The sequence below is a fragment of the Erwinia sp. SLM-02 genome, assembly GCF_037450285.1.
In the GTDB taxonomy this organism is placed as follows: domain Bacteria; phylum Pseudomonadota; class Gammaproteobacteria; order Enterobacterales; family Enterobacteriaceae; genus Erwinia.
In genome coordinates, this window is record NZ_JAQISN010000001.1 from 205,243 (window position 1) to 222,289 (window position 17,047).

Sequence of the window (17,047 nt, forward strand, 5' to 3'; positions counted from 1 at the left end):
CCATCAAAAGGAATAACAATGAGGCAAGATAAGCCAGGCGTACTGCTGGTCAATTTAGGCACACCCGATGCGCCGACCGCACCTGCAGTAAAACGATATCTTAAGCAGTTCCTCAGTGATAAACGCGTGGTGGATACGCCGCGCTGGCTGTGGTGGCCCATTCTGAATCTTGGCATTCTGCCGATCCGCTCGCCGCGGGTGGCAAAACTCTATGCCTCAGTCTGGACCGATGAAGGTTCACCGCTGCTGGTGTTCAGCAAGCGTCAGCGCGATGCGCTGGCGGCCAGGCTGGATATCCCGGTTGCGCTGGGCATGAGCTACGGCAATCCGAGCCTGAAAAGCGCCGTCGATGAGCTGATGGCTCAGGGGGTCAACAGGCTGATCGTCCTGCCGCTGTATCCGCAGTTCTCCTGCTCAACCGTGGCATCGGTATGGGATGGCCTCAGCAGCGTATTTGCCGGATACCGCAGCCTGCCAACGGTGCATTTCATCCGTGACTATGCCGATCATCCTGCCTACATCGCCGCGCTGAAGGCGTCGGTCGAGCGCTCCTTCGCGCAGCACGGCAAACCGGACCTGCTGCTGGCGTCGTTCCACGGCATCCCTCAGCGCTTTGCCAATGAGGGCGATGATTATCCACTGCGCTGCCATGACACCTTTGAGGCATTGAAAACCGCGATGGGTCTGAGCGACAGCGAAGCCATGCTGACCTTCCAGTCGCGTTTTGGGCGTGAGCCCTGGCTGACGCCGTACACCGACGAAACCATGCAGGGCCTGCCCGCTAAGGGCGTGAAGCACGTACAGGTCATGAGCCCGGGCTTCTCGTCAGACTGTCTGGAAACGCTGGAAGAAATCAACGAGCAGAACCGTGAATTCTTCCTGCACGCGGGCGGCACGCGGTTTGAATATATTCCGGCGCTGAACGATGATGAAGCGCATATCACTATGATGCAGGAACTGGTCAATCAGTACCGCTAACCGATGAGGCGATCGGCCCTTCACCGCCGATCGCCTCGTTGCGCAATTATGCTATGATTGCCGCCTGCTTCCCCTTCTGGTCCTGCAATTATGAAATTCCCCGGTAAACGTAAATCCAAACACTATTTTCCCGTCAGCGCGCGCGATCCGCTGCTGCAGGTTGCTCAGCCGGAAAATGAGGCGGCAAATAGCTGGATAGTGGGCATCGACCAGATCCTTGTAGATATCGAAGCCAAAGTCGATGATGACTTTGTGCACCGCTACGGCCTCAGCGTCGGTCATTCGCTGGTGATTGAAGATGAAGTCGCCCAGGCGCTGTACGAAGAGCTGATGCGCGATAATCTGATCACCCATCAGTTTGCCGGTGGCACCATCGGCAACACGCTGCACAACTATTCCGTACTGGCCGACGACCGCTCGGTGCTGCTGGGCGTGATGTGCAACCATATCCAGATTGGCAGCTACGCCTATCGCTACCTGTGCCATACCTCCAGCCGTACCGACCTGAACTACCTGCAGGGCGTTGACGGCGCAATCGGCCGCTGCTTCACGCTGGTGGGCGACAACGGCGAGCGCACCTTCGCTATCAGCCCGGGCATGATGAACCAGCTGCGCGCTGAAAGCGTGCCGGAAGAGGTTATCGCCGGGGCATCGGCGCTGGTGCTGACCTCCTACCTGGTGCGCTGCAAGCCGGGCGAACCGATGCCGGAAGCGACTATGCAGGCCATCCACTATGCCAAAAAGCATAACGTGCCGGTGGTGCTCACGCTCGGCACGAAATACGTGATTGCCGATAATCCGCAGTTCTGGCGCGACTTTATGCGCGATCACGTGTCGATCGTGGCGATGAATGAAGACGAGGCCTTTGAGCTGACCGGCGAAAGCGATCCGCTCCAGGCATCGAATATCGCCCTCGACTGGGTGGATCTGGTGCTCTGCACCGCCGGACCCAACGGTCTGTATATGGCCGGGTTCACGGAGGAAGAGGGCAAGCGCACCACCCGCCATCCGCTGCTGCCCGGCGCCATCCCGGAGTTTAACCAGTACGAATTCAGCCGCGCCATGCGCCATCAGGACTGCACCGTCCCGCTGCGGATTTTCTCCCATATTGCGCCCTACATGGGCGGGCCGGAAAAAATCATGAACACCAACGGTGCCGGCGACGGCGCGCTGGCGGCGCTGCTGCACGATATTACCGCCAACAATTTCCACCGCAGCAACGTGCCCAACTCCAGCAAACACGGGCGCAGCTATCTGACCTACTCCTCGCTGGCACAGGTGTGTAAGTACGCTAACCGCGTCAGCTATCAGGTGTTGAACCAGCATTCACCGCGCCTGTCGCGTGGCCTGCCGGAGCGGGAAGACAGCCTGGAAGAGTCTTACTGGGAACGTTGATGCGGGGAGAGGGAAGACGGGCGGAGCAGATGAAATCCGCCGCTCTGATATCTCCGGCGGTGAGCCGGTGAGTTAAAAAGGGACGACGCCAAGTCGTCCCTTTTTACGGGCATCAGATCGGGCACTCTGCCGGCGCTTCAACCGGGTTGAGCAGGATCAGATTGAGCATGCTGTTGGCGATCTCACGCTCGCCCATCACCACGCGGTCAGCTCCGCGCTCCATAATGTAATCCACTTCATCGTCGTAATGGGCGCGGGCGATAATCTCAATGTTCGGGCGCTTCTCACGGGCGGCGGTGACAATTTCCCCGGCCTCATAGCCGTTCGGGATGGTCAGCAGCATCCAGCGCGCGCAGTCGAGTCGCGCCAGGTCCATGATGTCGCTCCGGGCGGCGTTGCCTAAAACCGCTTTGATGCCCTGCTCGCGCAGCGCTTCGACGCGCGGGCGGCTGTTCTCAACCACCACAATCGGGATACCGGCTTCCATCAGGCGGCTGCCCAGCAGGCTGCCAACCCGGCCAAAACCGACCACGACGGCGTGATTGCACAGGTCCACCGGGATCTGCTTCTCTTCTTCGATCGCCTCTTCCATGGTCTGTTCTTCAATGGTTTCGGTTTTTTCCAGATAGCGTTCCAGCAGGGCAAACAGGATGGGGTTCAGCATAATCGACAGAATGGCGCTGGCCAGCACCAGGTTGCGGCCGGTTTCCGGCAGCAGGTTCAGGGATACGCCTAATCCCGCCAGGATAAAGGCAAATTCACCGATTTGCGCCAGGCTGACTGAAATGGTCAGCGCCGTACGTTTGGAGTGGCCAAACAGTCGCACCAGGAACAGCGCGGCAAGAGATTTACCGAAGACGATAATCGCCAGCGCGCCCAGCACCGCCAGTGGCTGCTGCACCAGAATCATCGGGTCAAACAGCATGCCGACCGACACAAAGAACAGCACCGCAAAGGCGTCGCGCAGCGGCAGCGTATCGTGGGCGGCGCGGTGGCTCAGCTCGGACTCGTTAAGCACCATACCGGCAAAGAAGGCACCCAGCGCGAAGGAGACATCAAAGAACTCTACCGCCCCGAAAGCAATACCCAGCGCCAGCGCCAGTACCGCCAGGGTAAACAGCTCGCGTGAGCCGGTTGCGGCGCTGCGGGCGAGGATCCACGGCACCACGCGGCGGCCAACCACCATCATCAGCACCATAAAGGCCACCACTTTACCGATGGTGATCACCAGATCGAACAGCAGCAGGCCGATGCTGGCGTTGCCTTCCTCAAACATGCCGGCAATAGCGGGCAGCAGCACCAGCGCCAGCACCATCACCAGGTCTTCCACAATCAGCCAGCCGATGGCAATCTGCCCGCGCTGGCTGTCAATCAGCTGACGTTCTTCCAGCGCGCGGAGCAGCACCACCGTACTCGCGGTGGAAAGGCACAGCCCGAACACTAATCCGGTGAGCATCGACCAGCCCATTGCCCAGGAAAGGCCCATTCCCAGCAGCGTCGCCACGGCTATCTGTGCGATAGCGCCGGGAATGGCGATCGACTTTACCGCCATCAGGTCTTTTAAGGAGAAGTGCAGACCCACGCCAAACATCAGCAGGATCACGCCCAGTTCGGCCAGTTCGGGAGCAAGATTGGTATCAGCGACAAAGCCTGGAGTGAAAGGGCCAGCAAGGACGCCAGCCAGCAGGTAACCTACAAGGGGAGAGATGCGCAGGCGGTTAGCCAGCATACCGAGGAGGAAGGCGAGAACTAAGCCTCCTACGATGGTGGTGATAAGCGGTGTGGTGTGGTGCATGCCTGTCTCCTTATGTATGCCTGCTCGTCATACTTCAAGTGGCAGATGCCCTGCTTGTTGCCCTGGTCACTGTGCGATCCGTGCGCCGGGCGGGTGGGCCTTCCGCTGTACTGCAACTCGAATGATTGAGAGTATAAATGTGTCCAGTTGTAAGTTTTCAGTGTATGGCATAATCCGCCCTGGCGCTTGTGTTTATTGAGACTAAGGGAAAAAAATATGAGCCATACGGTGAAAGTTGTCAGTAAGTGCGATTTTAGACACTTATCAGATTACAGTGCTGGTGTTACCGGAGCGTGAACCGGTGCAAAAATCAGACAATTGCACCGGTAAGGGACTATTTACGCCGGTTATCAGGCAGGAAAGCCGTGAGAATGCCGAGAAGCGGCAGATAAGCGCAGATTTGGTAGACCAGTTCGATACTGGTGTGGTCGGCCAGCAGACCGAGCAGGGCGGCACCCAGCCCGCCCATGCCGAAGGCAAAACCAAAAAACAGTCCGGAAACCATACCGATACGTCCCGGCATCAGCTCCTGGGCATAGACCAGAATGGCGGAAAACGCGGAAGCCAGCACGAAGCCGATAATCACCGACAGCACCCCGGTCCACAATAAGTTCATATGCGGCAGCAGCAGCGTAAAGGGCGCAACGCCGAGAATAGACGCCCAAATCACGCGCTTACGGCCAATCTTATCGCCAATCGGGCCACCGATAACCGTCCCTGCCGCCACGGCAAACAGGAAAATAAACAGATGCAGCTGTGCGTTCTGTATCGACAGACCGAATTTTTGCATCAGATAGAAGGTGTAATAGCTGCTCAGGCTGGTGAGATAAAAATACTTCGAAAAAATCAGCACCAGCAGAATGCTTACCGCAAAGGCCACCTGGCGACGCGGCAGCGGGCTGACGGTGACCGCCGTGTTCTTTTTCGCCATCTGGTTTTGCGTCTGATACCAGCGGCTGATTTGCAGCAGCACCACAATTGCCAGCAGCGCCGCCAGCGAGAACCACGCAACGTTACCGCGGCCGTAAGGGGAAATCACCAGCGCGGCCAGCAGCGGGCCGAGGGAGCTGCCAAAGTTACCGCCCACCTGGAACAGCGACTGCGCCAGGCCATGACGCCCGCCGGAGGCCATCCGCGCCACGCGCGAGGACTCGGGGTGGAATACCGACGAACCGGTGCCCACCAGCGCGGCTGCCAGCAGCACGGTGGCGAAATTCCCGGCCAGCGCGAGCAGGATCAGGCCGGAAAGCGTAAAGCCCATGCCGATGGGCAGAGACCACGGCTGCGGATGCTTATCGGTGTAGTGGCCGATAAGCGGCTGCAGCAAAGACGCGGTGAGCTGATAGGTCAGGGTGATCAGGCCGATCTGCACGAAGCTGAGCGAAAAATCGTCACGCAGCAGCGGATAGATCGCCAGGATCAGCGACTGGATCATATCGTTAAGCAGATGGGCAACGCTGATGGCACCGAGAATGCCAAACGCGGTACGCCGGACGGGCGAGGGGGAAGAAGAGAGCGGGGATTCACTTGCCATTAAATTAACCTGTCATCCATTTATGTTTTTATACGTGCAGCGGGGGGAATCACTGCAAAGCCCTCTGTTATAGCGAACAATCTCAGCGAGAGTAATTACCATTAAGAGCTATTTCCGCGCTGTGGTTGCGGCTCTGTCACAAAAAGTGAATACTTTTGCTGATTATTTTGCCAAAGCCGCTATTTTGCGGATTTAATTGCGGTTATTGAACAAGGAGAAGCGGTGTGACCCGATTTAACAAACCTGTTTTGAGTCTGCTGGCGGTAGCGCTGCTCAGTGCCCCGCTGATGGCGCAGGCCTGGGTGAAGGACCGAACCTATAAATTCACCGTGCTGCACACCAACGATCATCACGGTCGGTTCTGGAACAACGAACACGGCGAATATGGCCTGGCAGCACAGAAAACGATGATGGATAAGATCCGGCTTGACGTGCAGTCGCACGGCGGTGCGGTCCTGATCCTCTCCGGCGGCGATATCAATACCGGCGTACCGGAATCCGATCTGCAGGACGCCGAGCCTGATTTTCGCGGTATGAACCTGATTGGCTACGATGCCATGGCAATTGGTAATCACGAGTTTGATAACCCACTTTCCGTGCTTCGCCAGCAGCAAAAGTGGGCGAAGTTCCCGCTGCTCTCCGCCAATATCTATCAAAAGAGTACCGGCCAGCGACTGTTCCAGCCCTATGCGCTGTTCAACCGTAAGGGACTGAAAATCGCGGTTATCGGCCTGACCACCGACGACACAGCCAAGATTGGCAACCCGGAAAACTTCACCGATATCGTCTTCCATAAACCGGCAACCGAAGCGAAAGCGGTGGTGGAAGAGCTGCGGGCGAAAGAAAAACCGGATGTGATTATTGCCGCGACCCATATGGGGCATTACGACAACGGCAACCACGGGTCGAATGCGCCAGGCGATGTGGAAATGGCCCGCGAGCTGCCCGCAGGCTACCTGGATATGATTGTGGGTGGGCACTCACAGGATCCGGTGTGCATGGCCCAGGAGAACGTCAAGCAGGCGGACTACGTGCCGGGCACTCCCTGTACGCCGGATCGCCAGAACGGCACCTGGATCGTGCAGGCCCATGAGTGGGGCAAGTATATTGGCCGCGCAGACTTTACCTTCCGCAACGGTCAGCTGAAGCTGGAACATTACGAACTGGTGCCGATCAACCTGAAGCACAAAGTCACTAACGCCGACGGCGGTACGAGCTGGGTGAACTACACCGCGGAAATCGACAAAAATCCGGCGATGATGAAACTGCTCACGCCGTTCCAGAAAAAGGGCGAGGCCCAGCTTGGGGTGAAGATTGGCAGCGTTAACGGCCACCTCGAAGGCGATCGCAGCAAGGTCCGCTTCGTGCAAACCAACATGGCACGCTTAATTCTGGAAGGGCAGATTGAGCGTACCAAAGCCGATTTTGCGGTGATGAGCGGCGGCGGCGTGCGTGATTCGATCGAAGCCGGAGACATTACCTATAAAGACGTACTCAAGGTACAGCCGTTTGGTAATACCCTGGTGTATGTCGATATGAAAGGCAGTGAGGTGCGCGACTACCTGGCGGTAGTGGCTAACAAGCAGGTCGATTCCGGTGCCTATGCGCAGTTTGCCCGCGTCAGCCTGGTTGCCGACGGCAGCGGAGTGAGCGACGTGAAGATCAACGGCGAACCGCTGCAGGACGATAAGGTTTACCGCATGGCCACCCTGAGCTTCAACGCTACCGGCGGTGACGGCTACCCGGAAGTCGATAAGCAGGCCAGCTACGTCAATACCGGCTTTGTCGATGCAGAGGTGCTGAAGCAGTACATTCAGGGCCACTCGCCGCTGGATGCGGCGAAGTACCAGCCTGCCGGGGAAATTGTTTATAAAAAAGCGCAGTAAAGCAGGCTGTGATGACGGATACGGCGCGCGCTGGCACGCCGTATCCGTTTATTCAGGATGAAGAGCGGACCTGGCTACGCTGCTCACGCGAACGGATCAGGCGCTCGCGAAGCTTATCGTAGACCCAGTTATAAACCACCGTGTAGGGCAGGAAAAACAGGAAAAAGCCCAGCTCGACCAGAAATGCCTGCCACAGCGTTACGCCCAGCATCCACGCCGCCAGCGGCAGACCAATCAGAATAAAGCCTCCCTCAAAGCCCAGCGCATGCATCACGCGCAGCGCCAGCCCGCGCTTTACGCGTTCGCGGGGGAACAGACGATCGAACCCGGCGTTATAAATCATGTTCCAGATCATCGCTACCGTGGAAAGCATAATGGCCAGTGCGCCCATTTGAAAAAGCGGTTTGTTCATCAGCCAGGCGGCAACGGGGGAAACAATCGCAATGGCCACCAGTTCAAAGCCTGCAGCATGATAAAAACGTTCTTTCAGCGTACGAGTGGACATATGTCCTCCAGAATGAGTCAGGAAGCGTATTTTCTATCCTTTTGCTGCTAAGATAAAATGATTATCCATCGATAAAAGCGATACATCAGCGATGCGTTATTCACCGGAATCCCTTGAGGCCTTTGTTCAAACCGTCGACAGCGGCTCGTTCTCCGCCGCGGCGCGGGCGCTGCGTAAAAGTCAGTCCACGGTCAGCACGGCGGTGTCGAATCTGGAAAGCGACCTCGGGCTGGTTTTGTTTAACCGCGAAGCCCGTACCCCGGTACTGACCGAAAACGGCCATCGCATCCTGACCCAGGTGAAAGCGATTCTGAATGCCACGGCGCAGCTCGATGAACTTGCCATGCGGCTGGCCGGCGATGTCGAGCCCTGTCTGCGCCTGGCCATCTCCGATTTCTGGCAGGCCGATCATCACGAACACCTGCTGAAACGCTTTGCCAGCCGCTATCCCGACATCGAATTTGAATGCATGATTGCCGAGGACGGCGACGTGATCGATCTGCTGCAAAGCGGCAGGGCGCACATCGGCGTGATCCGCGTACAGGATCGCTACCCGGCCAATATCTGCCTCCGTCGCCTGCAGGTGGAAGCGAAAATGGCGATTTACCTGCATAAGGATCATCCGCTGGCCCAGCAGGACAGCGTGACGGAAGCCGAACTGCAGGGAGTCAGGCAGCTGCGGCTCAACACCTGGACTGAACAGGAACCGGTGCCGGGAGGCAAAATCTGGCTGGCGCCGTCCTACCTACTGCTGCTGGAGATGGCCGAACAGGGATTTGGCTGGAGCGTGCTGCCGCGCTGGCTGACCGGGCAGTTTGGTCACCAGCTGCTGCGTGAGCTGCCGGTGGCGGGCTGGCCGCAAAATATCCGGGTGGATGTTGCGTGGTCGCGGCTGTCTCCGCCCGGCCCGGCGGGCCGCTGGATGATCGATGAGCTGATTAATCAGCGGCCGGATTAATCCCGCTTGGCGATATCGGCAAAGCGGGCATTGAGGAGGGCTGCCAGATCGTTCGGGGCCAGTTCGAGATCCAGCCCGCGCTTGCCGCCGGAAACATAAATCGTCCCGAAGCCCTGCGCCAGATGGTCGATGACCGTCGGCAGGCGCTTTTTCTGCCCCAGCGGGCTGATGCCGCCCAGCAGATAGCCGGTACTGCGCTGGGCGAACTGCGGATCGGCCATCTCGACTTTCTTTGCCCCTAACGCCTTCGCCACTTTTTTCAGATCGAGCTGTCCGGCAACCGGCGTGACGGCAACGGCGAGAGTTTTATTATCACCGTTCAGCGCAACCAGCAGCGTTTTGTAGACCCGCTCGGCGTCAAGATTCAGCTTGCGCACCGCCTCATCACCGAAGTTGGTTTCGTTACTGTCGTGTTCGTAGGGGTGCAGCGTAAAGCTGACTTTTTGTTTTTCTAACAGTTTTACCGCCGGCGTCATCGTCTTAATCCTTCCCGTTCCGTCCGCATACGTGCCGCTTAAAATTGGTGAATAAAAGTACTGGAGAAAAAGTGCGCATTGAGCGACAATCTGCCCCGCGTCAGCATGCGTGCTGATAGATAACCAAAATCATAAAAATTTCCTTATTGACTGGCCGATAGCGATATCGGCCATTTTTTTATCCCTGCAGGAGGCTGGGGAGATTGCCCTCACCGTAGAGATGCAGTGCGCCAACCGCCAGGATATAGCGCCCCGGCGGCAGCGCATGCAGCTGCTGGCACCAGCGCTGATTGCGCTGATGCATCAGTAAATCACTCAGGCTACTGCTGAAGGTATCCGGCAGCACCGTTCTTCCATTGCTGCCGGGCGGTGCTTCCAGCCACCAGCTGACCATCGTCTGCAGCAGCCGGGCGTTAACGTGCCAGTGCTGTAACGTATCTTCCAGCAGCGTCATCCCTTCATCCGGCAGCGATTTCAGCAGTGCCAGCTGGGTTTCCGGCCCTTCGAGTTCAATGATCTTTATCTGCCGCTCTTTCGCCGCCTGCAGCAGTTGATAATCAATACCGCAGTCGGCACGCAGACCGAGCCGCTGCGCCTGCTGTGCCTGAAGCATCAGCGCGACCTGCCAGGCGGGCAGCGTGTCGATGCGGGGCAGATCGATATTCAGTTCGCCGCACAGCTTTTCCAGCAGCTGGAATCGTTCGGCTGACAGCCGCTGCTCCAGCGGCGGGCAGAGCGCGCTGTCGCTAAACGGGGAGCCGCCGGTAGTGATATCCGCCTCGACAATCAGTGCATCAACATGCGAAAGCTGGTTGAGCAGCTGCCCCGGCAGCGGAGACATATTGCGCGTTCCCATGTGGATGCTGCCCACCAGATGCAAATGCCGGTGGCCCAGGGAAATATCCAGCGCCGGATAACGATACTCAACCGGCCAGAGCCTGCGCGACAGTCGCCGCAGTGCGTGCATTACTTTCCCCATGTTCCCCCCGCCGGATCGCGTTATTGACCCTCATGCTATCGCGATAACCCGCTGAGTGACAGGGCAAAACGCAGCACACGCGCGGCCGGTAACGTAAAGCCTTAATCCTGAGGTGGGCGATAGCGAATCAGGCGGTTAGCGTTGCTCACTACCGTGATGGAGGAGAGCGCCATCGCCGCCCCGGCCACGACCGGATTCAGCAGCGTGCCGGTCAGCGGATACAGTATTCCGGCCGCAATCGGGATACCGCAGGCGTTATAGATAAACGCACCCAGCAGGTTCTGCTTCATATTGCGCAGCGTGGCCTTAGCAATCGCCAGCGCATCCGCCACGGCGTTGAGATCCTGGCGCATCAGCGTGATCGCCGCCGTTTCAATGGCGACATCGCTGCCGCCGCCCATGGCAATGCCCACATCGGCCTGCGCCAGCGCCGGGGCATCGTTAATGCCGTCACCGATCATCGCCACCTGCTGGCCCTGATGCTGTAGCTCGCTAATCGCCCGGGCTTTACCGTCAGGAAGCACCCCGGCAATCACCCGGTCGATTCCGGCTTCCCGGGCGATGGCGTGGGCGGTAATTTCATTATCGCCGGTCAGCATCACCAGCTGATAGCCGCGACGATGCAGGCGCTGCAGCGCACTGACGCTTTCCTGGCGCAGCGGATCGCGGATGGCAAACAGTGCGACGATCTTCCCGTCCGCCGCCAGCAGCACCGGCGTGGTGCCGTTTGCGGCATGCTCAGCCAGCGGTGCCGCAATGTCGTGGGTATCAATCTGCTGCTGCTCCATCAGCGCCAGGTTGCCCAGCAGCAGCGGCTTACCGTCGAGTATGCCGCTAACGCCCAGCCCCGGTATTGTACGAAATTGCGCAACTTCCGGCAGCGATGGGAGCGCGGCGTGATCGATAATCGCCCGCGCCAGCGGATGGCTGGATCCCTGTTCCAGCGCGGCGGCCTGGCGCCCGACGTCCGCTGCCGTCGCGCCATTGAACAACACGACCTCCACCACGCGCGGTGCGCCTTCTGTCAGCGTCCCGGTTTTATCAAAGACCAGCGTGGTCAGCGTACTGGCGCGCTGCAGGGCGTCGGCATCGCGAACCAGCACGCCAAACTCGGCCGCGCGGCCCACGCCGGAGATAATCGACATCGGCGTGGCCAGCCCCAGCGCGCAGGGGCAGGCGATAATCAGCACGGTAGTGGCAATCACCAGCGTATAGACGATCTGCGGCGCGGGGCCGACGAAATACCAGATCGCGGCACTCAGCAGGGCAATAGCCACCACCGCCGGAACGAACACCGCTGAAATTTTATCGGCCAGCTGGCCAATTTCCGGCTTGCTGCTCTGCGCCTGGCGTACCAGCTGGATAATGCGTGAGAGCGTGGTGTTTTTGCCGATGGCCTGCGCGCTGAACAGCACGCTGCCGTCCTGAAGGACCGTTCCCGCATGAATCGTATCGCCAGGGGATTTCTGCTGCGGGATCGCCTCACCGGTCAGCATTGCCTCATCCAGCCAGGCTTCGCCCTGCACAATGGTGCCGTCAACCGGCACGCGGTCTCCGGTGGTCACGCGCAGCGTCATGCCCAGCTGGACTTCATTCAGCGGCATCACTTTTTCGCCGGATTCGGTGACTACGCGGGCGGTCGGAGGCGTCAGGTCCAGCAGCTTTTCCAGCGCCTGCGAGGAGCGCTGGCGGGCACGCTGTTCCAGCATATGGCCGAGGTTAATCAGGCCGATAATCATCGCGCTGGCTTCGTAATAGAGGTGGCGGGCCTCCATCGGGAACCACTCCGGCCAAAGATTCACGCTGATGGAGTAGAGCCACGCTGCACCGGTACCGAGGGCCACCAGCGTATCCATGGTGGCGGTGCGGTTGAGCAGGCTGCGCCAGGCGCTGCGGTAGAAGTGGCCGCCGGCGATAATCATCACCAACAGCGTGAGCACGCCAACCGCCAGCCAGCCGCTGCGGTTTTCAGCGGTGAGCATCATATTGTCACCGATCATCCCCCAGCCCATCAACGGAATGCCGAGAGCCAGAGCCAGAGCGGCCTGCCAGCGGAAGCGCCGCGTGGCGGTCTGCGCACTCTGCTGCTGCTTTTCGCGGCGTTCGGTTTCATCTTCAATAATTTCGGCCGCGTAGCCCGCGTTGCTGACCGCATCGATCAGCGTTTGCGGCGAGGTGGTGCCCAGCACCAGCGCGCTGCGTTCGGCAAGGTTGACCCGCGCCTGGCTGACGCCCGGCACGTTTTGTAAGGCGTTCTGTATGCGTCCGACACAGCTGGCGCAGCTCATACCGTCAATCAACAGCTGATAGCTGTCGCCAGCGTCGGATGCCGGAAGCTGGGAAACGGCCGCTGTCAGCGCTTCCGGCTGAGTTTCTGATTCTGTCAGCGGATCAGACTTTGGGTGGTTGTCGTCCGCTGACAGAGTGGCGTGATAGCCTGCGCCTTCCACGGCGGCAATCAGCGCCTCGGCGCTGGCGGTACCGGTGACGCGCGCTTCACTTACGGTCACCTCGGCCTGTTCAACATTGTCGAGTTTAGACAGCGTTTCCTGAACCCGTTTAACGCAGTGGCCGCAGGTCAGGCCATCCAGCGCCAGTAGCGTGGTATGTGACATAATAAAACTCCTCGTTGCCCGGTTTGACCCGGTGCTCGGTTTGCAGTAGTAATGAAGGTTAAACCTTCCATCAAGGGGAAGGTCAAGGAGCAATCATGAATATCAGTGAGGTCGCAAAAAAAACCGGCCTGACCAGCAAAGCGATTCGCTTTTATGAAGAAAAAGGGCTGGTGACGCCCCCGCTGCGCGGCGATAACGGCTACCGCACCTACTCGGCGAAGCAGCTGGAAGAGCTGACGTTACTGCGCCAGGCGCGGCAGGTCGGGTTTAATCTGGACGAGTGTCGGGAAATGGTCAGCCTGCTCAACGATCCGCAGCGGCACAGCGCGGATGTGAAAGCGCGCACGCTGGAGAAAGTGAAAGAAATTGAAAATCATATCGAGCAGCTGACGCAGATGCGCCTGCGGCTGCTCGATATGGCGGCCAGCTGCCCCGGGGATGACAGTGCGGACTGCCCGATCATCAACCACCTGGCGGGCTGCTGCGCAACGAAAAAACCGGCCTAGCTGTCGCGGCGTACCACCTGCAGGGTAATGCCCTCAACGGCAATCACCACGATGTTGCAGCCCGCGGGCAGGTCTTCTGTTGACTGCACGCGCCAGTTGCCGTCGCCGATACGCACGTGGCCAAACCCGTTAACCAGCGGGGTGTCCAGCGTTAATCGACGACCGATAAGCTGCTGCCCGCGCTGATTGAGCGACGAAGGCGGCCGTTGACGTTCGCGGCGCTGCAGCCAGCGATGCCACCACAGTGCGGCAAGTACGGTGAGCACCGCAAAGCTGATGCCCTGCCACTCCCACGGCATCGGCACCAGCCAGACCAGCAGCGCCACCAGCACGGCGGCGATACCGCTCCACAGCAGATATCCGCTGGTGCCCAGCATTTCAGCCGCCAGCAGCAGTCCGCCCAGCGTCAGCCACAGCCACCAGGGGTTGGCCAGCAGGTCAGCAATCATCAGCGGTTCCGCTCCGTTTTACGATCGCCCAGCAGTTCGCTGATACCGGCAATTGAACCGAGCAGGCTGCTGGCATCCAGCGGCATCATCACCACTTTGCTGTTGTTGGCGGCCCCGATATTCTGCAGGGCATCGGTATATTTTTGCGCCACGAAGTAGTTAATCGCCTGAATGTCTCCGGCAGCAATGGCTTCAGAAACCATTTTGGTCGCCCGCGCCTCGGCTTCTGCGCCGCGTTCACGCGCTTCGGCGGCAAGGAAAGCGGACTGGCGTTCGCCTTCGGCCTTGAGGATCTGCGACTGCTTTTCCCCTTCCGCACGCAGAATCGCCGCCTGGCGCACCCCTTCAGCTTCCAGAATATCGGCGCGCTTGGTCCGTTCCGCCTTCATCTGGGCGTTCATTGAGGCAATCAGTTCCGCCGGGGGCCGCACGTCACGGATCTCAATGCGGGTGATTTTAACGCCCCACGGGTTGGTGGCTTCATCAACAATGTGCAGCAGGCGGGTGTTGATGTTATCGCGCTGCGACAGCATCTCATCCAGCTCCATTGAGCCGAGCACGGTGCGCATATTGGTCATAGTGAGGTTGATGATCGCCAGCTCAAGGTTGCTGACTTCATAGGCCGCGCGTGCCGGATCGACCACCTGAATAAAGCAGACGGCATCGATCGTCACGCTGGCGTTATCCTTCGAGATAATCTCCTGAGAAGGAATATCCACCACCTGTTCCATCATATTAATTTTGCGGCCAACGCGATCCATAAAGGGCACGACCAGGTTTAAACCCGGCTGGAGCGTGGTGGTATAGCGGCCAAAGCGTTCAACGGTCCACTGATATCCCTGCGGGACAATTTTGATGCCGGACCAGACGATAATCAGAGCCAGAATGATAATGACGGGAATAACAGCAAGCATTAATAACCTCCGGATTGTTATTATCGGGGCCGGTTAGCTTGTGCCCCGCAGCGAACAGTTTGCGGGATTTACGCCCGTTAGCATAGCCGCACCGCTATTTTTTTGCCCCGGTGGCGCTCATCTGTGCGGCATCACGCAGGGAGGTCGATATTTTGCAGAAAATCGCGCACGGGCCCGGCCTGCTGCTGGAATAGCGAAACGATCTCCTCCACGGCTTTACCCGATTCATTCTGCCAGGCCAGAGAGAGCGGCGAGGGCTGGCGCTGATTGGCGACCTCACAGCTCACCAGCTGGCCATTATTGATATAGCGCTGGCAAAGCTCAGCAGGCAAAAAGCCGACGCCCAGGCCCTGAAGATGGCACTCCAGCTTGCTGCTCAGGTCGGGCACGATAATCTCTTTTTGACCCGGCAGCAGCCAGGCAACGCGCTTGGTGAGATTACGTGAGGTATCTTCGATATTGATCGCCGGCCAGGCGCGCAGCTTGTCCTCATGCAGCGGGCCTTCACTGCTGGCGAGCGGGTGATGAGCGGCCACCACAAACAGCCAGCTAACGCCGCCCAGCTCCAGCATGCTGACGTTATTAGCCAGCGCTTCCGAACCCGTCACGCCTATCGCCAGCTGAAAATCATCGTGCAGCAGGGAATCCCAGACGCCCATATAGACCTGGCGTGAGATAAGAAACTGGGTCAGCGGAAATTTCTGATGCAGGTGCGCCAGCAGTTTTGCGACGGCCTGTGGCGAATAGAGCAGGTTATTAATCACGATATTCACCTGGCGCTCAACGCCGTTATTGATCTGCTGCAGCTCCCCCGGCATCGCATCCAGCCACGCCAGCCACTGGCGGCAGCGTTCCAGCAGATGATCGCCCGCGGGGGTCAGCTGAACGATACGGGTGGTGCGCATAAACAGCTGGGTGCCGACATCCTCCTCCAGCATTTTTATCCGGTAGCTGATCGCCGCAGGGGTTTTGAACAGCGCTTCGGCCGTTTTAGAAAAGCTGTGGCTTTCCGCCACGTGGATAAAGGTACGGATAGTTTCCTGGTCAAGCACAGAGAATAGGCTCCTGATAAACGCGTCCCATCACCGGACGGTAAACGCTAAGCCTAACAGGATAACAGCTGGGGAATGATGATGCAGAGCCAGAAAAGAGTTGATGAATGTTGCAGAAAGTTGAAAGGCGCGAGCGGGTACAACAGGCCACACGGTAAACCGCGTGGCCTGCCGGCTTTACATCAGCAGTCTACATCGCGGTTACAGTCTTTGGAGTAGATGTAGCTGAACTCCTCTTTACCGACAGCGTAGCCGGCCTGTGGAACATAGGCGCCCATAAAGATGTAGTCGCCTTTTTTCACCGGGATCCATTCGTTATCCAGGTTATACACGCCCGCGCCGGTCAGCACGTAGGCGCCGTGCTCCTGGACGTGGGTTTCCACATAGCCGTGGCTGGCGCCGGGCTTGAAGGAGAGGATATGCATATTCATATCGAAGCCCAGCTCTTTCGGCAGCAGATCCTGCAGGGTGACATCACTCATGCCTTCGTAGTGAATTTTCTCCAGGTTTTTCACGTTATCGCTAACCACGTGCGCCTCGTAGCCTTTGATGCGCTGATAGGTCCGCTTGTAGAGGAACAGCTGGCTGGGCTGGCCGTCGTTGGTGTTTTCCAGGCGCAGGGTCACGCCCGCCGGGCAGAACAGATAGCCGCCGCTGGTCAGCGGGTAGGCGGTGCTGTCGGCGGAGGCAGTGATCTTGCCGTCAATCACATAGACGAAGGTTTCAACGTTTTCCCCACCGAATCCCTGCTGGTTACGCCCGCCGTCATGCAGGGTGACCAGATAATCCACGAACGTTGCGCCCAGCTTTGGCGTGGCCAGAATGGTGACGTCGCAGTTTTCAAAGCCGGGAATAACGTTTCTGACCAACCCTTCCGGTGGGATTAGCGCATAGTTTTTACGTTTAATAATGGAGCGCGATGCCAGAAGGTCTTTTGGATAGCCGATCTGATTCGTAAAGTATCCCATAATCATTCTCCTTAAATATTTAGCGGCCACAGACCCG

The 17,047-nt window shown here is 58.6% G+C and carries 15 protein-coding genes; 5 read left to right on the plus strand and 10 right to left on the minus strand.

The features are described 5' to 3' along the window. The first annotated feature begins 18 nt into the window (after positions 1 to 18). Positions 19 to 978 (plus strand): ferrochelatase, encoded by a 960-nt coding sequence (hemH, locus tag PGH32_RS01050; protein WP_337892952.1) that lies wholly within the window; start codon positions 19 to 21, stop codon positions 976 to 978. A 90-nt stretch (positions 979 to 1,068) separates the two neighbouring features. Beyond that, positions 1,069 to 2,373 (plus strand): inosine/guanosine kinase, encoded by a 1,305-nt coding sequence (locus PGH32_RS01055; protein ID WP_314418535.1) that lies wholly within the window; start codon positions 1,069 to 1,071, stop codon positions 2,371 to 2,373. Positions 2,374 to 2,485: 112 nt separating this feature from the next. On the opposite strand, the gene ybaL is transcribed toward PGH32_RS01055, so the two are convergent. Both ybaL and PGH32_RS01065 read right to left on the minus strand, forming a co-directional pair. Then, positions 2,486 to 4,168, minus strand: coding sequence for a YbaL family putative K(+) efflux transporter (gene ybaL, locus PGH32_RS01060; protein ID WP_314418534.1), 1,683 nt, complete (start codon positions 4,166 to 4,168; stop codon positions 2,486 to 2,488). A gap of 334 nt (positions 4,169 to 4,502) precedes the next feature. Continuing rightward, the gene (locus PGH32_RS01065; RefSeq protein ID WP_337892953.1) at positions 4,503 to 5,702 is read right to left on the minus strand and encodes an MFS transporter; all 1,200 of its coding nucleotides are present in this window, start codon (positions 5,700 to 5,702) and stop codon (positions 4,503 to 4,505) included. Between the two features lie 287 nt (positions 5,703 to 5,989). Here PGH32_RS01065 and ushA point away from each other — a divergent pair, with 287 nt between their 5' ends. Next, on the plus strand, positions 5,990 to 7,588 hold the full coding sequence (gene ushA, locus PGH32_RS01070; RefSeq protein ID WP_314418888.1) for a bifunctional UDP-sugar hydrolase/5'-nucleotidase UshA: 1,599 nt from the start codon (positions 5,990 to 5,992) through the stop codon (positions 7,586 to 7,588). A 52-nt stretch (positions 7,589 to 7,640) separates the two neighbouring features. On the opposite strand, the gene PGH32_RS01075 is transcribed toward ushA, so the two are convergent. Further along, complete coding sequence (locus PGH32_RS01075) at positions 7,641 to 8,093, minus strand: multidrug/biocide efflux PACE transporter (protein WP_314418529.1); 453 nt, start codon at positions 8,091 to 8,093, stop codon at positions 7,641 to 7,643. A 91-nt stretch (positions 8,094 to 8,184) separates the two neighbouring features. Here PGH32_RS01075 and PGH32_RS01080 point away from each other — a divergent pair, with 91 nt between their 5' ends. Then, complete coding sequence (locus tag PGH32_RS01080) at positions 8,185 to 9,051, plus strand: LysR family transcriptional regulator (protein ID WP_314418527.1); 867 nt, start codon at positions 8,185 to 8,187, stop codon at positions 9,049 to 9,051. On the opposite strand, the gene ybaK is transcribed toward PGH32_RS01080, so the two are convergent. From ybaK to copA, 3 genes are all read right to left on the minus strand, one after another. Continuing rightward, the gene (gene ybaK / locus PGH32_RS01085) at positions 9,048 to 9,527 is read right to left on the minus strand and encodes a Cys-tRNA(Pro)/Cys-tRNA(Cys) deacylase YbaK (protein ID WP_314418525.1); all 480 of its coding nucleotides are present in this window, start codon (positions 9,525 to 9,527) and stop codon (positions 9,048 to 9,050) included. The genes PGH32_RS01080 and ybaK overlap by 4 nt on opposite strands. A gap of 178 nt (positions 9,528 to 9,705) precedes the next feature. Continuing rightward, positions 9,706 to 10,506 carry a TraB/GumN family protein gene (locus PGH32_RS01090; protein ID WP_314418524.1) on the minus strand — a complete coding sequence of 267 codons (801 nt, stop codon included), beginning with the start codon at positions 10,504 to 10,506 and terminating at the stop codon, positions 9,706 to 9,708. A 101-nt stretch (positions 10,507 to 10,607) separates the two neighbouring features. Then, positions 10,608 to 13,121: a copper-exporting P-type ATPase CopA gene (copA, locus tag PGH32_RS01095; protein ID WP_337892954.1), complete on the minus strand. Its 2,514-nt coding sequence runs from the start codon at positions 13,119 to 13,121 to the stop codon at positions 10,608 to 10,610. A 95-nt stretch (positions 13,122 to 13,216) separates the two neighbouring features. Here copA and cueR point away from each other — a divergent pair, with 95 nt between their 5' ends. After that, positions 13,217 to 13,627, plus strand: a complete 411-nt coding sequence (gene cueR, locus PGH32_RS01100) for a Cu(I)-responsive transcriptional regulator (RefSeq protein ID WP_314418520.1) — start codon at positions 13,217 to 13,219, stop codon at positions 13,625 to 13,627. On the opposite strand, the gene PGH32_RS01105 is transcribed toward cueR, so the two are convergent. The 4 genes from PGH32_RS01105 to allE all read right to left on the minus strand — a co-directional run bounded on the left by PGH32_RS01105 (position 13,624) and on the right by allE (position 17,010). Then, entirely contained in the window at positions 13,624 to 14,076 is a 453-nt protein-coding gene (locus PGH32_RS01105) for an NfeD family protein (protein WP_314418517.1), read from the minus strand. The two genes, cueR and PGH32_RS01105, sit on opposite strands and share 4 nt — an antisense overlap. Further along, positions 14,076 to 14,990 (minus strand): SPFH domain-containing protein, encoded by a 915-nt coding sequence (locus tag PGH32_RS01110; RefSeq protein ID WP_314418514.1) that lies wholly within the window; start codon positions 14,988 to 14,990, stop codon positions 14,076 to 14,078. Before PGH32_RS01110 ends, PGH32_RS01105 begins: the two co-directional genes overlap by 1 nt. A gap of 131 nt (positions 14,991 to 15,121) precedes the next feature. Next, the gene (gene allS / locus PGH32_RS01115; protein WP_314418512.1) at positions 15,122 to 16,042 is read right to left on the minus strand and encodes an HTH-type transcriptional activator AllS; all 921 of its coding nucleotides are present in this window, start codon (positions 16,040 to 16,042) and stop codon (positions 15,122 to 15,124) included. Positions 16,043 to 16,224: 182 nt separating this feature from the next. Then, complete coding sequence (gene allE, locus PGH32_RS01120; protein WP_337892955.1) at positions 16,225 to 17,010, minus strand: (S)-ureidoglycine aminohydrolase; 786 nt, start codon at positions 17,008 to 17,010, stop codon at positions 16,225 to 16,227. Between the last annotated feature and the right edge of the window lie 37 nt (positions 17,011 to 17,047).